This is a genomic window from Niveispirillum cyanobacteriorum (assembly GCF_002868735.1).
In the GTDB taxonomy this organism is placed as follows: Bacteria; Pseudomonadota; Alphaproteobacteria; order Azospirillales; family Azospirillaceae; genus Niveispirillum; species Niveispirillum cyanobacteriorum.
The window spans coordinates 825,206-842,199 of the sequence record NZ_CP025613.1; the positions used below are offsets into that span (position 1 = coordinate 825,206).

At 63.5% G+C, this 16,994-nt stretch carries 16 protein-coding genes; 8 read left to right on the forward strand and 8 right to left on the reverse strand.

Features of this window, described 5'->3' with window-relative positions; all coding sequences use genetic code 11:
- The first annotated feature begins 55 nt into the window (after positions 1 to 55).
- The 6 genes from C0V82_RS24380 (at position 56) to C0V82_RS24405 (ending at position 5,803) form a co-directional block, all read left to right on the forward strand.
- Positions 56 to 268 carry a hypothetical protein gene (locus tag C0V82_RS24380; protein WP_158660175.1) on the forward strand — a complete coding sequence of 71 codons (213 nt, stop codon included), beginning with the start codon at positions 56 to 58 and terminating at the stop codon, positions 266 to 268.
- Between the two features lie 194 nt (positions 269 to 462).
- On the forward strand, positions 463 to 2,730 hold the full coding sequence (locus C0V82_RS24385; RefSeq protein ID WP_102114999.1) for an LPS-assembly protein LptD: 2,268 nt from the start codon (positions 463 to 465) through the stop codon (positions 2,728 to 2,730).
- Complete coding sequence (locus C0V82_RS24390) at positions 2,730 to 3,113, forward strand: helix-turn-helix domain-containing protein (protein WP_054167621.1); 384 nt, start codon at positions 2,730 to 2,732, stop codon at positions 3,111 to 3,113. Before C0V82_RS24385 ends, C0V82_RS24390 begins: the two co-directional genes overlap by 1 nt.
- A 140-nt stretch (positions 3,114 to 3,253) precedes the next feature.
- On the forward strand, positions 3,254 to 4,372 hold the full coding sequence (locus C0V82_RS24395) for a methionine ABC transporter ATP-binding protein (RefSeq protein ID WP_158660176.1): 1,119 nt from the start codon (positions 3,254 to 3,256) through the stop codon (positions 4,370 to 4,372).
- Complete coding sequence (locus tag C0V82_RS24400; protein WP_102115000.1) at positions 4,341 to 5,000, forward strand: methionine ABC transporter permease; 660 nt, start codon at positions 4,341 to 4,343, stop codon at positions 4,998 to 5,000. The genes C0V82_RS24395 and C0V82_RS24400 overlap by 32 nt, the downstream gene beginning before the upstream one ends.
- A 20-nt stretch (positions 5,001 to 5,020) precedes the next feature.
- Positions 5,021 to 5,803 carry a MetQ/NlpA family ABC transporter substrate-binding protein gene (locus C0V82_RS24405; RefSeq protein ID WP_102115001.1) on the forward strand — a complete coding sequence of 261 codons (783 nt, stop codon included), beginning with the start codon at positions 5,021 to 5,023 and terminating at the stop codon, positions 5,801 to 5,803.
- Positions 5,804 to 5,873: 70 nt separating this feature from the next.
- Here the strand turns inward: C0V82_RS24405 and C0V82_RS24410 are convergent, their stop codons facing one another.
- Positions 5,874 to 7,280 (reverse strand): amino acid permease, encoded by a 1,407-nt coding sequence (locus C0V82_RS24410; protein ID WP_102115002.1) that lies wholly within the window; start codon positions 7,278 to 7,280, stop codon positions 5,874 to 5,876.
- Positions 7,281 to 7,492: 212 nt separating this feature from the next.
- Between C0V82_RS24410 and C0V82_RS24415 the strand changes: the two genes are divergently transcribed.
- Positions 7,493 to 8,773 (forward strand): MFS transporter, encoded by a 1,281-nt coding sequence (locus C0V82_RS24415; RefSeq protein ID WP_102115003.1) that lies wholly within the window; start codon positions 7,493 to 7,495, stop codon positions 8,771 to 8,773.
- A gap of 66 nt (positions 8,774 to 8,839) precedes the next feature.
- Here C0V82_RS24415 and C0V82_RS24420 read toward each other — a convergent pair whose 3' ends face one another.
- From C0V82_RS24420 to bla, 6 genes are all read right to left on the reverse strand, one after another.
- Complete coding sequence (locus C0V82_RS24420) at positions 8,840 to 10,120, reverse strand: TRAP transporter large permease (RefSeq protein ID WP_102115004.1); 1,281 nt, start codon at positions 10,118 to 10,120, stop codon at positions 8,840 to 8,842.
- A complete protein-coding gene (locus C0V82_RS24425) occupies positions 10,120 to 10,617 on the reverse strand; it encodes a TRAP transporter small permease (protein ID WP_102115005.1) in 498 nt (165 codons plus the stop codon). The genes C0V82_RS24420 and C0V82_RS24425 overlap by 1 nt, the downstream gene beginning before the upstream one ends.
- The gene (locus C0V82_RS24430; protein WP_211107952.1) at positions 10,614 to 11,546 is read right to left on the reverse strand and encodes a TRAP transporter substrate-binding protein; all 933 of its coding nucleotides are present in this window, start codon (positions 11,544 to 11,546) and stop codon (positions 10,614 to 10,616) included. Before C0V82_RS24430 ends, C0V82_RS24425 begins: the two co-directional genes overlap by 4 nt.
- A 349-nt stretch (positions 11,547 to 11,895) precedes the next feature.
- A complete protein-coding gene (locus C0V82_RS24435; protein WP_102115006.1) occupies positions 11,896 to 12,984 on the reverse strand; it encodes a glycoside hydrolase family 88/105 protein in 1,089 nt (362 codons plus the stop codon).
- Between the two features lie 84 nt (positions 12,985 to 13,068).
- Positions 13,069 to 14,346 (reverse strand): ABC transporter substrate-binding protein, encoded by a 1,278-nt coding sequence (locus C0V82_RS24440; protein ID WP_158660177.1) that lies wholly within the window; start codon positions 14,344 to 14,346, stop codon positions 13,069 to 13,071.
- Between the two features lie 67 nt (positions 14,347 to 14,413).
- Positions 14,414 to 15,199, reverse strand: coding sequence for a class A beta-lactamase (gene bla / locus C0V82_RS24445; RefSeq protein WP_211107951.1), 786 nt, complete (start codon positions 15,197 to 15,199; stop codon positions 14,414 to 14,416).
- 207 nt (positions 15,200 to 15,406) lie between these two features.
- Between bla and C0V82_RS24450 the strand changes: the two genes are divergently transcribed.
- Positions 15,407 to 16,270, forward strand: a complete 864-nt coding sequence (locus C0V82_RS24450; protein ID WP_102115009.1) for a LysR family transcriptional regulator — start codon at positions 15,407 to 15,409, stop codon at positions 16,268 to 16,270.
- Here the strand turns inward: C0V82_RS24450 and C0V82_RS24455 are convergent, their stop codons facing one another.
- Positions 16,271 to 16,951 carry a Fe2+-dependent dioxygenase gene (locus tag C0V82_RS24455; RefSeq protein ID WP_102115010.1) on the reverse strand — a complete coding sequence of 227 codons (681 nt, stop codon included), beginning with the start codon at positions 16,949 to 16,951 and terminating at the stop codon, positions 16,271 to 16,273.
- Between the last annotated feature and the right edge of the window lie 43 nt (positions 16,952 to 16,994).

Genomic DNA, 16,994 nt, shown 5'->3' on the forward strand with positions numbered 1-16,994 from the left:
TCCCGTATGGCGAAACGCGCTATGCTGGGTGCCGGACCATAAGGGGGAGCGGGAATTGCGCGCGGTATATCTGCTGCTGGTCGGGGCCGCCCTGGGCCTGGGGGCGCTGGCCTTCCTCACCTTTCAGGTAACCGACAGCCTGGCGCCCCTGCCTGTGGCCGGACGCGGCGCCATTCTGGCCGCCTTTTGCGGAGCCGCCGGTCTGTTCAGCCTGTTTGTCTGGCTGCAGCGCAAGGCCCGGCGGCAACGGCAGCGGGAGGGGAAATAGGCATTGTTCGGTTTCCTCTAGACAGTCCCTGGATCGGGACCGGGATCATGACCGCGCAATCACCTTGTCGCCCTTTCGGGACCCGTCCCCCGACACCATGTCCCACCTGCCTCCCCCTGGCATCAGTTGACAGCGCACCCGGCGTCGGGGACAAGCTAGCACCCGTCGACCGTAAGCCTGAGACGCTGTTGAAAATGCATCCTGCCCGGACCTATCGCCGCCTGCTCCTGTCCACGGCGCTGGCTTTTGGCCTGACGGGTGCCGTCCTGGCAGCTGATGGGCAGGCGCCGCAGGGGACAGCCAGCCATCATGGGGCCGGTCCCGCCAATCCGACAGAGAACGGGCAGCCCGTGCTGCTGTCTGCCGACAGCGTGGATTACGACCAGGACCTGGGCATTATCACCGCGCGCGGCAAGGTGGAGTTGAGCCAGGGCGGGCGTCTGCTGCTGGCCGATAGCGTCAGTTTCTCTGAAAAAACCAACGTCGTCACCGCGTCCGGCAATGTCTCCATCCTGGAACCGACCGGGGAGGTGATGTTTGCCAACTACACCGAACTGACCGACGACCTGCAGCAGGGCTTCGTGGATCAGGTCCGCATCCTGCTGTCCGACAATTCGAAATTCGCGGCCCTGCAGGGTGAACGGCGTGAAGGCCGCTATACCCGCATGGAAAACGCCGTCTATTCCCCGTGCGAGTTGTGCGCCACCGACCCGTCGCGCCCGCCCATCTGGCAGATCAGGGCGGCCCGCATCACCCATGATCAGCAGGCGCACGACGTCTATTACCGGGATGCGACGCTGGAGGTGGCGGGCGTGCCAGTCATGTGGCTGCCCTTCTTCGGCCATCCCGACCCCACCGTGGAACGGCGCAGCGGCTTCCTGACGCCGGGCGGTGGCATCAGTTCTGATCTGGGTACCTATGCCCGCATCTATTATTTCTTCGATATTGATGAGAGCAAGGATTTCACCCTGGAGGTGACGCCCAGCACGGAGGACGGCCTTCTGCTGGGTGGGGAATACCGCCAGCGCTTCGCCACCGGCTCCGTCACCCTGTCTGGCAGCGGCGTCTACACCGACCGGGCGCGGGAAACGGCCAGCGGTGTGGTGGAGAAGAAGGAGTTCCGCGGCCATATCTTCGGCACGGGCCGGTTCGACATTGATGAGAACTGGCGCTGGGGTTTCGATGTCAAGCGCGTGACCGATAACACCCATCTGCTGCGCTATGACTATAGCCGCGAAGATATCCTGGCCAGCCGGGGCTTTGTCGAACGGTTTGAGGGCCGCGATTACCTGGCCCTCAATGTCTATGATTTCCAGGATCTGCGCCCCGGCAACCCGGAAGAGGAACCCGTCGTCCTGCCCATGGTTACCTACAGCGCGCTGGGGGAGCCGGGCGGCCTGCTGGGCGGGCGCTGGTCGGCCGATGCCGGGTTCCTGTCACTGCTACGCTCATCGGGCAATGATACCCGCCGCATCTCGTCCGCCGCCGGCTGGCGCCGGGATGACATAACCGGCTTCGGCCTCGTCTCCGTCCTGAAGGCGGAGGCGCGGGCCGACGGCTATTGGGTCTCCAACCTGCGCCGCCCCGATGGCAGCGTGGAACAGGATGACAAGGTTCGTCTGCGCGGCTTCCCGCATGCCGACTGGACCGTCTCCTACCCCCTGGCGCGCCAGGATGCGACGGTGCAGACCCTGGTCGAACCCATGGTCATGCTGTCGGCGGCCCCCAATATCGACAATTCCGGTTATATCCCGAATGAGGACAGCCAGGATATCGAGTTTGATTACACGAACCTGTTCCGCGCCTCGCGCTATCCCGGTATCGACCGGCTGGAGGGTGGGCAGCGTCTGACCTATGGCGTGAAGGCCGGTCTGTACGGGTTCGGCGGCGGCTCCTCCACCCTGTTTCTGGGTCAGAGCCAGCGCCTGGAAGGCGATGCGGATTTCCCCGGCGGTTCGGGCCTGCGCCGCCGTACGTCGGACGTGGTGGGCAAGCTGGAACTGACACCCAGCCCCTGGATGGACATCTCCTACTCCTTCCGACTGGACAGCGAGACGGGCGCGCAGCGCCTGCACGACGTCTATGGCGTGTTCGGCCCGTCGCAGTTCCGGGTTTCAGGCTCCTATGTCTATCTGGACAAGCTGACCCAGGATGGCGGTCTTGCCACCCGCAACCGGGAAGAACTGACCCTGGGCATCTCCTCGGCGCTCAGTGACCGCTGGTCGGTGGGGCTGGCGCACCGGCGCGATCTGGCACCCGGCGGCGGCCCCGTCCTGTCCAGCGCCACTATCACCTATCAGGAAGAATGCCTGACCTTCTCCCTGGTGGCGGAACGTGACAATACGCGGCGTACCGGCATCGACCGGGGCGACCGGGTCTTCTTCCGTGTGGCCTTCAAGAATCTGGGTGAGTTCATGAGCCCCGCCCTGTCCGGCTCCGTCTTCGGCCCGCAGGACCGCTGATGGAACAGCCGGCGATCAGCGACGATGACCTGTTCCGCTGGCTGGGCTTTCTGGAGGATTATGCCCGCGACTGGGACCGCGCGTTCGAAAACCGGCCCGGCTATTTCACACAGGAATATTGGTACCTGTTCGTGGGCTGCACCGTCAGCCACTGGCGCGGTTCGCCTCTGACGGTCAGTGCCGCTTGTCAAACCATGAAGAGCGGGTCCAACCGCACGCGCGAGGACCGGATCAAGCGCGCCGTCGATGACGGCTATCTGGAAAAGCGCCGCGCCGATCTGGATGGCCGCAACGCCCTGGTGGTGCCCACCCCGAAACTGGAACAGGTCATCCGGGGCCATTTCCAGCGAACCCTGCATATGGCGCGGCAGGCGATTGCCTGAACATCAATATACATGTACTTTGTGTGTTATTATCAGCACCACATAGCTGACGCGTGAATTCGCCGATTGTCGGTGCCGCTTTCCCACTTCACTCTTTGCCATGACAGCAATCCAGGGCAGGATCGGTCAACGACCGCCCGATGAGTGACATGGACGCGATTGTGACAGGACAGGACGCATCCGACGCCACCACCGCAGAGGTGATGGTGCGGCTGGTGGGTATCGCCAAGACGTTCCACGGCAAGGACGGTCGAGCCGTGGCGGCCCTGGCCGGGATCGACCTTGATATCCCCCGGGGCGGGATCACTGCCATTGTCGGGCCCAGTGGCGCCGGGAAAAGCAGCCTGCTGCGCGCCGTCAACCTTCTGGAACGGCCCGATGCCGGTACCGTCATCCTGGGTGGTCGCGACCTGACCGGCCTGGATGAAGAGGCGCTGCGCCGCGCCCGGCAATCCATCGGTATGATTTTCCAGCATTTCAATCTGCTGGCCAACCGCACCGTGGCGGGCAATGTCGCCCTGTCGCTGGAACTGTCGGGCTGGCCCGCGGCGAAGATCGGTCCCCGCGTGGCCGAGTTGCTGGATCTTGTCGGCCTGACCGATAAGGCGACGCAATATCCCGCCGCCCTGTCCGGTGGGCAGAAGCAGCGGGTGGGCATCGCCCGCGCCCTGGCGCCCAATCCGCAGCTGCTGCTGTGTGATGAGGCAACGTCGGCGCTGGACCCCGAGACCACGCGCCAAATCCTGGCCCTGATCCGCCAGATCAACCGGGACCTGGGCCTGACCGTCCTGCTGATCACCCATGAGATGGCCGTGGTCCGGGAAGTGGCGGATCAGGTGGTAGTGCTGGAGGCAGGCCGCATCATCGAACAGGGGCCGGTGGCGCAGGTCTTCGCCCACCCGACGCACCCCACCACGCGGCGCTTCCTGCTGGGCGAAACCGGTACGGAATTGCCGGCGGCACTGGCTGCCCGCCTGTCGCCCACGCCCATCGCCGATGGCGCCACCCTGATCCGCCTGCATGCCGTGGGTGATCTCGCCGCATCCCCGCTTCTGTCCGATCTGGGGGCCGCTGGCATCGGGGCACGTCTGATCGCGGGACGGGTGCAGCCGCTGGGAGAACAGCCCTTCGCCGGCCTGATCGCCGCCCTGACGGGCGATGCCGGCACCATCGACACCGCCATTCATCAATTGCGCGCCCGTGGCGCGGAGATCGAGGTTCTGGGCCATGTCGCCACAGATGCTGTCACTGCTGGCTGACGCCACAGTTCAGACCCTGCTGATGGTTGCGGTCGCGGGCGGGTTGGCCACGCTGGCCGGCGTGCCCCTGGGCCTGTTCCTGGCTTTGTCGGGATCGGGCGATCTGCTGCCCCGCCCGGCGTTGCAGCGCGTGGTCGGCCTGATCGTGAACGCCACCCGTTCCACCCCCTTCATCATCCTGGTGGTGGCCATCGTGCCACTGACCCGGCTGTTGACCGGCACCTCGATCGGTACGGCGGCGGCGACAGTACCCCTGACCCTGGCCGCCATCCCCTTCATCGCCCGTGTCGTGGAAGGGGCGGTACGGGAGGTGGATCACGGTCTGCTGGATGCCGCCCGCGCCATGGGGGCGAAGCCGGGTCAGGTGGTCACCAAGATTCTGCTGCCGGAGGCGCGGGCCGGCATCGTGCGCGGGCTGACGCTGGCCGCCGTCAATCTGGTGGGTTATTCCGCCATGGTAGGCGCGGTTGGTGGCGGTGGCCTGGGCGATCTGGGCATCCGCTATGGCTATCAGCGGTTCATGCCGGAAATGATGCTGGCCGTGGTGCTGATCCTGATTGTCGTCGTGCAGATCCTGCAATCAGGTGGCGAGGCGCTGGCCCGCCGCCTGGACAAACGCAACCCTTGAGAATGTGAAGGCCCGAAACCATGCGCATTTCCGCCCTGCTGGCCGTTACCACCGCCCTTCTGGCCGCTGCCCTGCCCGCCCAGGCAGAGAAGGTTCGGATCGGTGTGACCCCCGGCCCCCATGCCCAGATCATGGAAGTGGTGAAGAAGGAGGCCAAGGCCCAAGGTCTGGACCTGGAAGTGCTGGAATTCAGCGATTATGTCGTGCCCAACGCGGCTCTCGACAGCGGCGACCTGGATGCCAACAGCTTTCAGCATCAGCCCTATCTGGACAATCAGATTGCCGACCGGGGCTTCAAGCTGGTGTCCGTCGGCAAGAGCGTGACCTTCCCACTGGGCATTTTTGCCGCCAAGGCCAAGTCGCTGGACGCCCTGCCCAAGGGGGCCAAGGTCGCCATTCCCAACGACCCCACCAATGGCGGCCGCGCCCTGCTGCTGCTCAGCCATGAGGGCGTGATCGGCGTCGATCCCAAGGCGGGGCTGAAGGCCACTGTCCTGGACATCACCCAGAACCCGAAGAACCTGAAGATCGTGGAACTGGACGCAGCCCAGTTGCCGCGCAGCCTGGGCGATGTTGATGCCGCCGCGATTAACGGCAATTACGCACTTGAGGCCGGCCTGGACCCCGTCAAGGATGCCATCGCGCGTGAGCCCGCCAACGGCCCCTATGCCAATGTCATTGTCGTGCGCGCCGCCGACAAGGAAAAGCCCTGGGTGAAGAAGCTGGTGGCCGTCTATAACTCCGCGCCTGTGAAGACCTTCATCGAAACCACCTTCAAGGGCGCCGTGGTTCCCGCCTGGTAAAACCATGCGGACGCAAAAAAGGCGGGCACTAGGCCCGCCTTTTTCATGTCCGGCTTAAACGCCACTTGGCCTATGCGATGCCAGCAGCCACCGCGTGCTTCTTTCGCAGCTCATAGATGACCAGACCAATGGCCAGCCAGATGCCCAGGCGCAGATAGGCATGTTCACCCAGCACCGAGATCAGGTAGCCGCAGACCAGGATCGACACGATCGGGATCAGCGGCACCAGCGGCACCCGGAACGGGCGGGGTGCATCGGGCCGGGTTCGGCGCAGGACGATGACGCTGACCGACACCATCATGAAGGCCAGCAAGGTGCCCGACGATACCAGTTCCGCCAGGAAATCAATGGGGAACAGGGCCGCCAGGGCCGCCGCGATGGCACCGGTGATGATCGTGCTGATATGCGGCGTGCGATAGGTGGGATGCACCTTGGCAAACAGCGACGGCAGGATGCGGTGCTGCGCCATGGCGAAGAACACGCGCGGCTGCGCCACCAGCAGCACCAGGATGACGGAGGTCAGACCCGCGATGGCGCCCAGCGACACCAGCGGCAGGATCCAGGACACGCCCTCACCCATATTCGCCACGGCCAACGCCACCGGCGACGGCACCGACAGTTGCGTATAGGGCACGGTACCGGTCAGGACCAGCGACATGGCAATGTAGAGAACGGTGCAGACGGCCAGCGAACCCAGGATGCCGATGGGCACATCGCGCTGCGGCTTGCGGGCTTCCAGCGCCGTGGTCGCGACCGCGTCGAAGCCGATATAGGCGATGAAGACCACGCCCGCCGCCTTCATGACGCCGCTGATCCCATACTGGCCGAAGGTGCCTGTATTTTCCGGGATGAACGGGGTCCACAGTGCCGGGTTTACATGGAAGGCACCGACCGCGATCACCACCAGGATGACGGTGACCTTGATCAGCACCACCACCATATTGGCCGCCGACGACCGCTTGACGCCGATGACGGCGCAGAGCGTGGCAAGCCCGATGATCAGGGCTGCCGGCAGGTTGATGATGGCGCCTGTCGCCTCCAGGTGACCATTGGTCAGCTTGAACGGCGCGCTGGTGAAGGCCTTGGGCAAGGACAGGCCGACACTATCGCACAGCGCTGAAAGATAACCCGACCAGCCGACGGCCACGAAACTGGCCGCCACCAGATATTCCATGATCAGGTTCCACCCGACCAGCCAGCCGATACGTGGGCCCAGCGCATCGCGCGTGTAGCTGTAGGCACCGCCCGATTCCTTCGACGTGGCCGCCAGTTCCGAATAGCACAGGCCGGCGCAGGCGCAGGCAAAGGCCGCCAGAAGGAAGGAAAGCGACACGGCCGGGCCCGCATAGTCCGCTGCGGCCGAACCCGTGATCACAAAAATGCCGGCGCCAATAATGCAACCGACCCCCAGAAGCACCAGTTGCACCGGGCCTAAGGCCGGCAGCAAGCCGCTGCGATGATCCCCGCTGTCTTTCATTATGACCCCTGAGGTCTGTCGTTTATGCACGCTTTCTATGTCCTAGACGCATCTGGGGCAAGAACATATGGTTTCATTTGAAACGATTATCGAGGCAACACTTTCCGCAGCTGGTGTCATTGCAATTGACACCGGTTTCCATTAGGGTCTGCGGATCAAAAAGGCCGCAACAGACGGCCAGTCCGATATCCTGTCAGACTCAGGGGAAAACGATGGGAAGTGAAACGACCGAAACCGGCGCTGTCCGGGTCGGCATGGTCCGCTGGATCGTGGTGGCTTTGCTGTTCACCGCCATGGTCATCAATTATGTCGACCGTGGCATGCTCGGGTTCCTGAAATCCGATCTTTCCAAGGAATTTGGCTGGTCGGAAACCGACTATGCCGACATCGTGCTGTGTTTCCAGGCAGCCTATGCCGTGTCCTACGTGGCCTTTGGCCGGGTGATGGACAAGATCGGCGTCCGTTGGGGCTATGCCCTGGCCTTCGCCATTTGGACGCTGGGCCATATGGCCCATTCGGCGGCGCGCTCGCTGGTCGGGTTCATGATCGCCCGCGCGATCCTTGGCGTGGGTGAGGGCGGTGCCTTCCCCGGCAGCATCAAGGCCGTGGCCGAATGGTTCCCGCGCAAAGAACGCGCCTATGCCACGGGCCTGTTCAATGCCGGCAGCAATATCGGCGCGATTGTCACGCCGCTGGTCGTGCCCTTCCTGGCCCTGACCTATGGCTGGCAGATGGCCTTCATCATCACCGGTCTTGCCAGCCTGCTGTGGCTGCCGCTGTGGATCATCGTCTATCGCCGCCCGCGGGAGAGCAAACTGCTCAGCCCCGCTGAACTGGCGCATATCGAAAGCGATCCGCCCGACACCACGGAAAAGATCGGCTGGCTGCGTCTGCTGCGCGTGCGGGAGACCTGGGCCTATGCGCTGGGCAAGTTCCTGATCGATCCGATCTGGTGGATGTTCCTGTTCTGGCTGCCCGATTTCCTGGGCAAGCGGCATGGGCTTGACCTGAAAAGCTTTGGCCCGCCGCTGGTCGTGATCTATCTGCTGTCGGACGTGGGCTCGGTCGCCGGCGGCTGGCTGTCGTCCAAGCTGATCCATCGCGGGGCCACGGTGAACCGGGCGCGCAAGCTCACCATGCTGGTTTGCGCGCTGTGCGCCACGCCGGTGGCCTTTGCGGCCTTTGCCGATCAATTGTGGGTGGCGGTGCTGATCATCGGTCTGGCGACCGCCGCACACCAGGGCTTCTCCGCCAACCTCTACACCCTTCCCTCCGACGTGTTCCCGCGTTCGGCGGTGGGGTCGGTGGTGGGTATCGGCGGCATGCTGGGCGCCATCGGCGGCATGGTCATGGCCAAATATGCCGGCTATGTGCTGGACAAGCTGGGCACCTACACGCCGATCTTCGTGGTTGCCGCCACGGCCTATCTGCTGGCGCTGCTGGTCGTACACCTGCTGTCCCCACGCATGGAACCGGCGCAGATCAAAGATTGATCGTTCATCACCCCTTGTTGCGTGAATGGCCGGCACCCCCTCTGGTGCCGGCCTTTTCTTTTGCGCCTACTTCACCATGTTCGGCAGGGCCAGCGACAATGCCGGCACATAAGTCACCAGGATCAGCGCCACCAGCAGGGCCACATAGAACGGGAGGATGGTCTTCACCGCCTGTTCAATGCGGATCTTGCCGACCGCTGCGCCGACGAACAGCACAGACCCCACTGGTGGCGTCACCAGCCCGATCCCCAGGTTCAGCATCATGATGATCCCGAAATGCACGGGATCGACACCAACCTGCATGGCCACTGGCAGCAGGATGGGCGTGGTGATGACGATCAGCGGCGACATGTCCATGAAGGTGCCCAGCAGCAGCAGGGCGACATTGATGATCAGCAGCACCAGGATCGGGTTATCGGTCAGCGCCGTGATCAGATTGGCCAGTTGCGCCGGTGCCTCCATGATGGCCAGCGCATAACCAAACGCCGTGGCCGCCCCGATGATCATCAGCACCAGGGCCGTGATCCGCACCGACTGCGTTACCGTCTCCAGAAACGTGCGCAATCCCAGGCTACGATAGACAAGGGTACCAACCAGGATCGTGTAAACGACGGCGATGGCCGAGGACTCGGTCGGCGTGAAGATACCAGACAGGATGCCACCCATGATGATGACCGCCGTCATGATACCCGGCATGGCATAAATCATGGCCCGGAACAGCGCACCCCAGCCGGGGAAGGTGCCCTTTGGGTAATTCCGCCGCCGCGCCACCAGCCAGGCCGTCAGACCCAGAAGCCCCGCCGCCAGCAGGCCGGGAACTACCCCTGCCAGGAACAGGTCGCTGATCGACACGCCGATACCGCTGGCCGCCGAATAGATGATCATATTGTGCGAGGGCGGGATCAGCAGGCCGACAATGGCCGCCGTAACGGTGACATTCACCGCATAATCCCCGTCATAGCCCTTTTCCCGCATCAGCGGGATCAGGGTGGAGCCCATGGCGCTGGCGCTGGCGATGGCCGACCCCGACACGGCCCCAAACAGGGTGGAGGCGCCAACATTGACCAGACCCAGACCGCCGCGCGCCGGTGCAAAAACCGCCCCCGCCACCTGCACCAGCCGTTCGGCAATGCCCGACCGGTACATCAGATCGCCGGCAAAGATGAAGAACGGGATGGCCATCAGCGAGAAGACGCTGATGCCCGATGCCATGCGCTGAAACACCACCACCAGCGGAATATCCAGCGCCAGGAAACAGGCGATGGACGCCCCCAGAAGTGCGAAGGCCACCGGCACGCCCAGCATCAGCAGGACGACCAGGGCAATGCCCAGAATTGCGATTTCCATCACACCACATCCTTTTCCGCCGCCGCCGGCCCCGCCAATGTCTTCAATATGCGTTCCAGCGCGAACAGCACGATCAGTCCGCCCGCCAGTGGCAGGCCCAGATAGGCAAAGCCGCGCGACAGGCCCAGCGACGGGATCACATGCCCCCAGGTCCGGATGACCAGATCACCGCCCCAGAACAGCATGGCGGCCCCGATGCTCCCGACCACCAGATCAGCCAGCACATGCATGGCCTTGCGCACCGGCGGGGACACCATGTCCTCAACCGCCGTTATGCGGATATGGAACCCTTCCCGCACGCCAACCGCCGCTGCCAGGGTGACGAACCAGATCATCAGTGTCAGAGCCGCCTGTTCCGACCAGGAGGGGCTGGAATTCAAGATGAAACGGCCAAAGACCTGCCAGGACACGATGGCCGTCATCGCCACCAGCCCCAGCCCCGCCAGCCCGATCAGCAGGTTCGATGCCAGACGGGTCAGATTTGTCAGATGGTTCATGGTGTGCCCTCCCCTGTGCCGGCCGCGTCATCCATTGCCTCAATCGCGGCGACCAGACGCTTCTGTTCGGGCGTCGTGATGAACCGGTCCCAGACCGGTCGCATCAGATCGGAAAAGGCGGCGATATCGGTTACCTCATTGACCTTCACCCCACTGGCCAGCAGCTTTTCGGTGGCCTCCATCACGCGGCGGTCCCAAAGGCCCCGCATGAAAGGCACAGACAGCCGCGCCGTTTCCTGCACCAGTTCACGGTCCGCGGGCGACAGTTTCTCCCACCGTGCCATGGACATGACGAGGATCTCTGGCGCCATGACATGCCGAGTCAGGCTGTAGAAGGGGGCCGCTTCGAAATGCCGGCCTGTGAAGTAGGAGGGCTGGTTATTCTCCGCCCCGTCAATCACACCTTGCACCAGGGCCTGATAGACCTCGCCTGCATCCATAGGCGTGGCATCGGCCCCCAGCGCCTTGATCATGGCCACGAACAAGTCGGAGTTCTGCACCCGTATCTTCAGACCTTTCAGATCTTCCGGGGTCTGAACGGGCCGCTTGGTATTGTAAAAGCTGCGTTCGCCGCTGTCATAGAAACACAGGCCCACCATGCCATGGGGCCGCAGGCTGTCCAGCACAGCCTGTCCCACCGCCCCGTCCAAGGCGGCCCGCATATGGGCCGTGGACCGGAACAGGAAGGGCAGTGACGGGATCACTGTCATCGGCTCAATGGCGGTCAGCGGGGCCAGATTGACCCGGTTCATGTCCAGCCCGCCGAAGGTGGTGATCTCCAGCGTGTCCCGCTCGGCCCCCAACTGCCCGCCGGCATAGACATGGATGCCAAGGCGCCCCTCTGTCCGTTCCGATAGAAGCCGCCCCATCTCATTGACGGCCTGAACTGTGGGATAATCAGACGGATGCGTATCGCTGGAAGTCAGCATACGCCCGCCCCGACGCTCACAGCCTGGTAACAGGCCAAGGGCGCCTATGCCGCCCGCCCAGCCAAGGACGGCGCGGCGCGTCATAAATTCTGTCATGTCATGCACCCGATCCAGATGACGGGGCACGAAGTGCTGCCATCCCCGCCACCAATTTTTGTTTATTGACGAAGGTAACCGGTATCATAACGCGACCAGAGAACAGTCTCGTACCAGGGGCGGCGGAAAGATCCGACAGGCCCCTGGGACAGGAACGCTCCCGGACCTTGCTACAGATATGTATGACAACTCCGATTACGAGGGGTAATGTGCAAGATAGACGGGATTTTTCATCACGTCCGATCCTGACACCCTATCGTCGCATCGCCTCGGCCAACGCCATCATCAGCGCACCAACGCCCTTGGGGTCGTTGGGCACCACCGGCTCCGACAGGTAATACGCGTAGCTGCCGTCACGATAGGGATCATTGCCCAGGCCGGCGACGCCGCAGATGCCGTCCAGGTCCGTCTCGGTCAGGAAGTCGCGGATGACAGTCCGCAGCGCCGCCTCCCCTGCCCGTCCATGATCGGCTGGAAGCAGACCCAGGCGGCATCCGGCCATCAGGGAATAGGCGATCATCAGGCTGGCGGAGGTCTCCTCGTAATTGCCCTCATCCCCGCCCCGGTCCAGCACCTGCCACCACAGGCCCCGCGCACTGCGCACCGCCATCAGGGCGATGGCCGCGTCCTGGAACATGGCGATCAGGGCAGCGCGGCCCGGTCCGTCGAACGGGGTGGCCAGTTCGATGCAATCCACCATGGCCATCATGAACCAGCCCATGGCCCGGCCCCAGAAACAGGCCGACACGCCCGTCTGCGGATCGGCCCAGCGTTCCTGCCGGCTTTCGTCCCAGCCATGGTAGTACAGCCCGGTGCGGGGATCGCGCATATGATCGCGCACCTGGATGAACTGGTGAACCACATCCTCCCAGGCATCGCGGTCACCGGTCGCCATGGCCTGGGCCGTGACCAGCGGCTGCGCCATGTACAGCCCGTCCAGCCAGACCTGCCAGGGATAGATCTGCTTATGCCAGTAATTGCCGGATTTCGTACGCGGATGGGTGCGTAACTGGTCGATCTGCGTTTCGATGGCGCGGCGGAATCGTTCCTCGCCCGTGCGGTCATGAAGCGGGAAGAATACCTTCGCGGGCTTCACATTGTCGATATTGTACTCGGCCGGATCAAAGCCCTCAATCACACCTTCTTCATCAACCCGTGCGCCCACCTTGTCATGGACGAAGTCGGAAAATTCAGACCGCCCTGTGGCGTCGGCCAGATCCAGGCAACCCTTGAAGATGCAGCCATCTTCGTAATTCCAGGTCGGCTTGAAAAAATCCCAGCCCCCCAGGTAATGGCGCAGGAAGGGCAGGACCTGCGGTCCGAAACGGCGGAAATCATGCATGATGGGGCAAGCACCGCAGGTAGGAGGGCGTTGAATGATCGGTGAGCTTAATCGAACCGGAAACCGGTGTCATCATAAGCATCGCTATCGTATCACCCGTTTCAGAATGCCGTTGATCTCACGCTCCATGGCGTGCCCGGCCTCTTCCGGGGTCAGCATGCCATAGCCCAGTTTCTCCAATATGTCGTTGAAGCCGTCGCGCACGCGGGCATGCTCATAATATCCCGACAGGACAATGCCGCGCGGCAGGCTTTCGATCTGCCGCTGCCCTTCCAGAGCCAAACCCGTCAATTGACCGTCTTCCTCAAGCGTACGACGAGCCGCCGCACTGGCCGGCACCCCGCGCCGCGCACCCAGGATACGCACCCCCTCCGGATCGTTCAGCAAGAATTGCAGCAGCAGGGCTGCCTCGCGCGGGTGCTGCGTATGCCGGTTGATGGCGTACATCATGGCGGGTTTATAGAGCAGGCCCGGATCGGCGGCCCCCTCCAGCATGGGATAGGGGGCCAGGACCATTTTCTGGCCCGGTTCCAGCGTCTCCACATATTTGCCGACAGAGCTGGTCCATTGATAGATGCCGGCATAGCGGCCCGTGATCCAGGGCCGCGTCTCCTGTAACTGCACATGCCCAAAGCTGGCCCGTTCGCGAGCAGATGGCACTACATGCTGATCCACCAGCCGCTGATAGAGTTTTGCCGCCGCCACCAGCAGGTCGCGGTCCGCGGTCAGTCGCCTTGCCTCCTCATCAATGAATGGCAACTGGGTTTTCTGGCTGATCCAGCTATAGAGCAGGGCCACCGTATCCTGAAAATTCATGTCCAGCGGGTAGTGGTCAGGACCCAGCCGGTCACGGAACAAGGGCCCAGCGGCCAGCAGCGCCTCCCAGCTGTCGGGGATGGGCAGGCCCGCCTTGGTGAAGGTGGTCTTGTTGAACCAGAACAGCCGCGCCGTCATGTTGGGCGGCAGGCCGTTCAGCCGCCCGCGTACGGACGACATGGCTATGGCATCATGGTCAAACTGGCTGAGGTCGATAATATCGGCCACCTGGGCCAGGTCCAGGAACCCTTCCCCATCGCGGGAGAACAGCTTCAGCCAGTTCCAATTGACCATCATCACGTCGGGGGCGGTGCCGCCAGCAATCTGGGTGGTCAGCCGTTCCAGATGACCGACCCAGCCCGTATATTCCGCCGTCACCTTGATGCCGGGATAGCGGGCTTCGAACGCCTCCAGGGCGCGCAACTGGGCGCGGTGGACATCATTGCCGCCCCACCAGGACATGCGCAAATGCACCCCTTCCTGCGCCCGCACCGCCGGCACCGCCAGCATGGCCGCCGCCAGGAATTGCCGCCGCCCGATGGCCAACCCGCCCCCTCCCCGCTCGCTTATCATTCTCCTTTAGGTAACCGATTTCCCCGGCCTTGTCAGTCCGTCAGACGGTTCCGTAGGCCTTTGCCACAATGGCCGCGACTTCGGCATGGACAATGTTTCGGACGGCCTTGTCCGCCGTGGGATTGGCGTAATAGCTGGTCAGCAACAACGGCCCGCCGGCCGGCGGCCACAGGATCGCGATGTCATTATTGAAGGCTTCATAAGTCCCGGTCTTGTCCCCGATGCGCCATCCCGCCGGCAGACCGGCGCGCAGCCGATCCTTGCCCGTGCGGTTGTCGATCAGCCAATCGATCAGCAACTGCCGCGACGCAGGTTTCAGCACATCGCCCAGCAGCAGCGACCGCATCAGGCCCAGCATGGAGACCGGTGTGGTCGTATCGCGCACATCGCCCGGCCCCACGACATTCATCTCCGGCTCAATCCGGTCCACCCGCGTCACGCCATCGCCCGTCGCGCGCAGGAAGGCCGTCAGCGCTGCTGGCCCACCGCTTTCACGCATCAGGACATTGGCACCCGTATTGTCGGACTGGATCATGATGGCCTGGCACAGGTCGGCAATGCTCATCCCCTTGTCCACATGCGGTTCGGTCATGGGCGACCACATCACCAGTTCATGCTTACCGAACGTGACCAACCGATCCAGCCGCTCTTGCCCCGTATCGACACGCGACAGGATGTAACCGGCCAGCAGGAACTTGAACGTGCTGCACATGGCGAACCGCTCATCCCCGCGCCAGTTCATGGCGGCCCCCGTTTTGGTGTCCAGCAGGGTCACGCCCAGTCGTCCGCCCCGCGCCCGCTCCAGCGCAGCCATAGCTTCCCTCATGCCATCCGTGGGGGCGGCACCTGCCGGAATCGGCGCCAGCCCTTTCAGCGAAGCGGCTGCCAGTGTGCCAAAGAATACCGTATTTCCAATAAGTTGGCGTCGCGTCAGCATCTCTGTCTCCCTTGTTGTGCGGATAACCTAGCGGCGCTGTTAGACCCCGACAAACTGTGATAAATCGGATGAAGCATTAGAAAAACTAGGCCATCTATGACCCGCCCGCACCTGCCCCTGAACGCATTGCGCGCCTTTGAGGCATCGGCCCGGCATCTGTCCTTCACTAAGGCCGCCATCGAGCTGTGCGTGACGCAGGCCGCCGTCAGCCATCAGGTGAAGGGGCTGGAGGCGCGGCTGGGCGCCACCCTGTTCCGCCGCCTGCCGCGCGGTCTGGTGCTGACGGATGAGGGCATGGCCCTGCTACCGGGCGTGCGTGATAGTTTCGATCAGATCGCCCGGCTGCTGCACCGGTTTGATGGTGGACCCGTTACGGAATTGCTGTCGGTTGGCGTGGTCGGCACCTTTGCCGCCGGCTGGCTGCTGCCACGCATTGACGGGTTCCTGGCCGACCATCCCTTCATCGATCTGCGCCTGTCCACCAACAATAACCGCGTCGATATCCAGGCCGAAGGTCTGGACGCTGCCATCCGCTTCGGTGACGGCGCCTGGCACGGGATGGAGGCGCAGCCCCTGTTCACGGCGCCGATGTCCCCCCTCTGCATCCCCGCCATCGCCGCCCGTCTGCAAAGCCCTACCGATCTGGCAGGGGAACGGCTGCTGCGGTCCTACCGGTCGGATGAATGGCCCAACTGGTTCACCGCCGCCGACGCCGCCTGCCCACCCCTGCGCGGCCCCGTCTTCGACAGTTCCTGGATCATGGTGGAGGCGGCGTTACAGGGCCATGGCGTGGCCATCGCACCCGTGATGATGTTTGCAAAGGAGATCGCGGCTGGCCGTCTGATCCAGCCCTTCACCCCCACCATCACCACCGGTCGCTACTGGCTGACCTGGCCCAAATCCCGCCTGCCCGGCCCCGCCCTGAAGGCTTTCTCAGCGTGGCTGGCGGGGGCTGTCTGATCACACCTCCGCCCAGCGGCGCAGGAGATTGTGATAGGTGTTGGTCAGCGACAGGATGCCTGGATGGTCAGGCATATCCTTGTTCAGCGCCAGGATGGCCATGTCCATGTCGAACAGGGTCCGCCGCTCGCCATCATCGCGGATCATGCTTTGCAGCCAGAAGAAGGACGCGACGCGTGCGCCTGCCGTCACGGGCCGGACATGGTGCAGGCTGGAACTGGGATACAACACCATATGGCCGGCGGGCAGTTTGACGGCGTGGTGACCATAAAGGTCCTCCACCACCAGCTCCCCGCCCTCATATTCATCCGGATCGCTGAAGAACAGGGTGCAGGACAGATCGGTGCGAATGCGGGGGCCGCCGAACGGGGCTTGCCGGATGGCATTATCGACATGGGGGCCGAAATGCTGTCCCCCGGCATAGCGGTTGAACAGCGGCGGGAACACCCGCGCTGGCAGCGCCGCCGACATGAACAGCAGGCTCTTTGACAGGGCATCCAGGATCACCTGCCCCAACTGCTGCGCCACCGGGTGGCCTTCCGGCAGCTGGCTGTTCTCCTTCACCTTGCCCGACTGGAACCCCGCCGTGACCTTGCCATCGACCCAGTCGGCGGCATCGAGCGCCGCGCGGCACTGCCGCACCTGCTCCGGGGTCAAAACGTCGGGAATGCTGATCATCATGATGAAGGGTCCTGACAGAAAGCTGTGATCCCAACGGTCATAA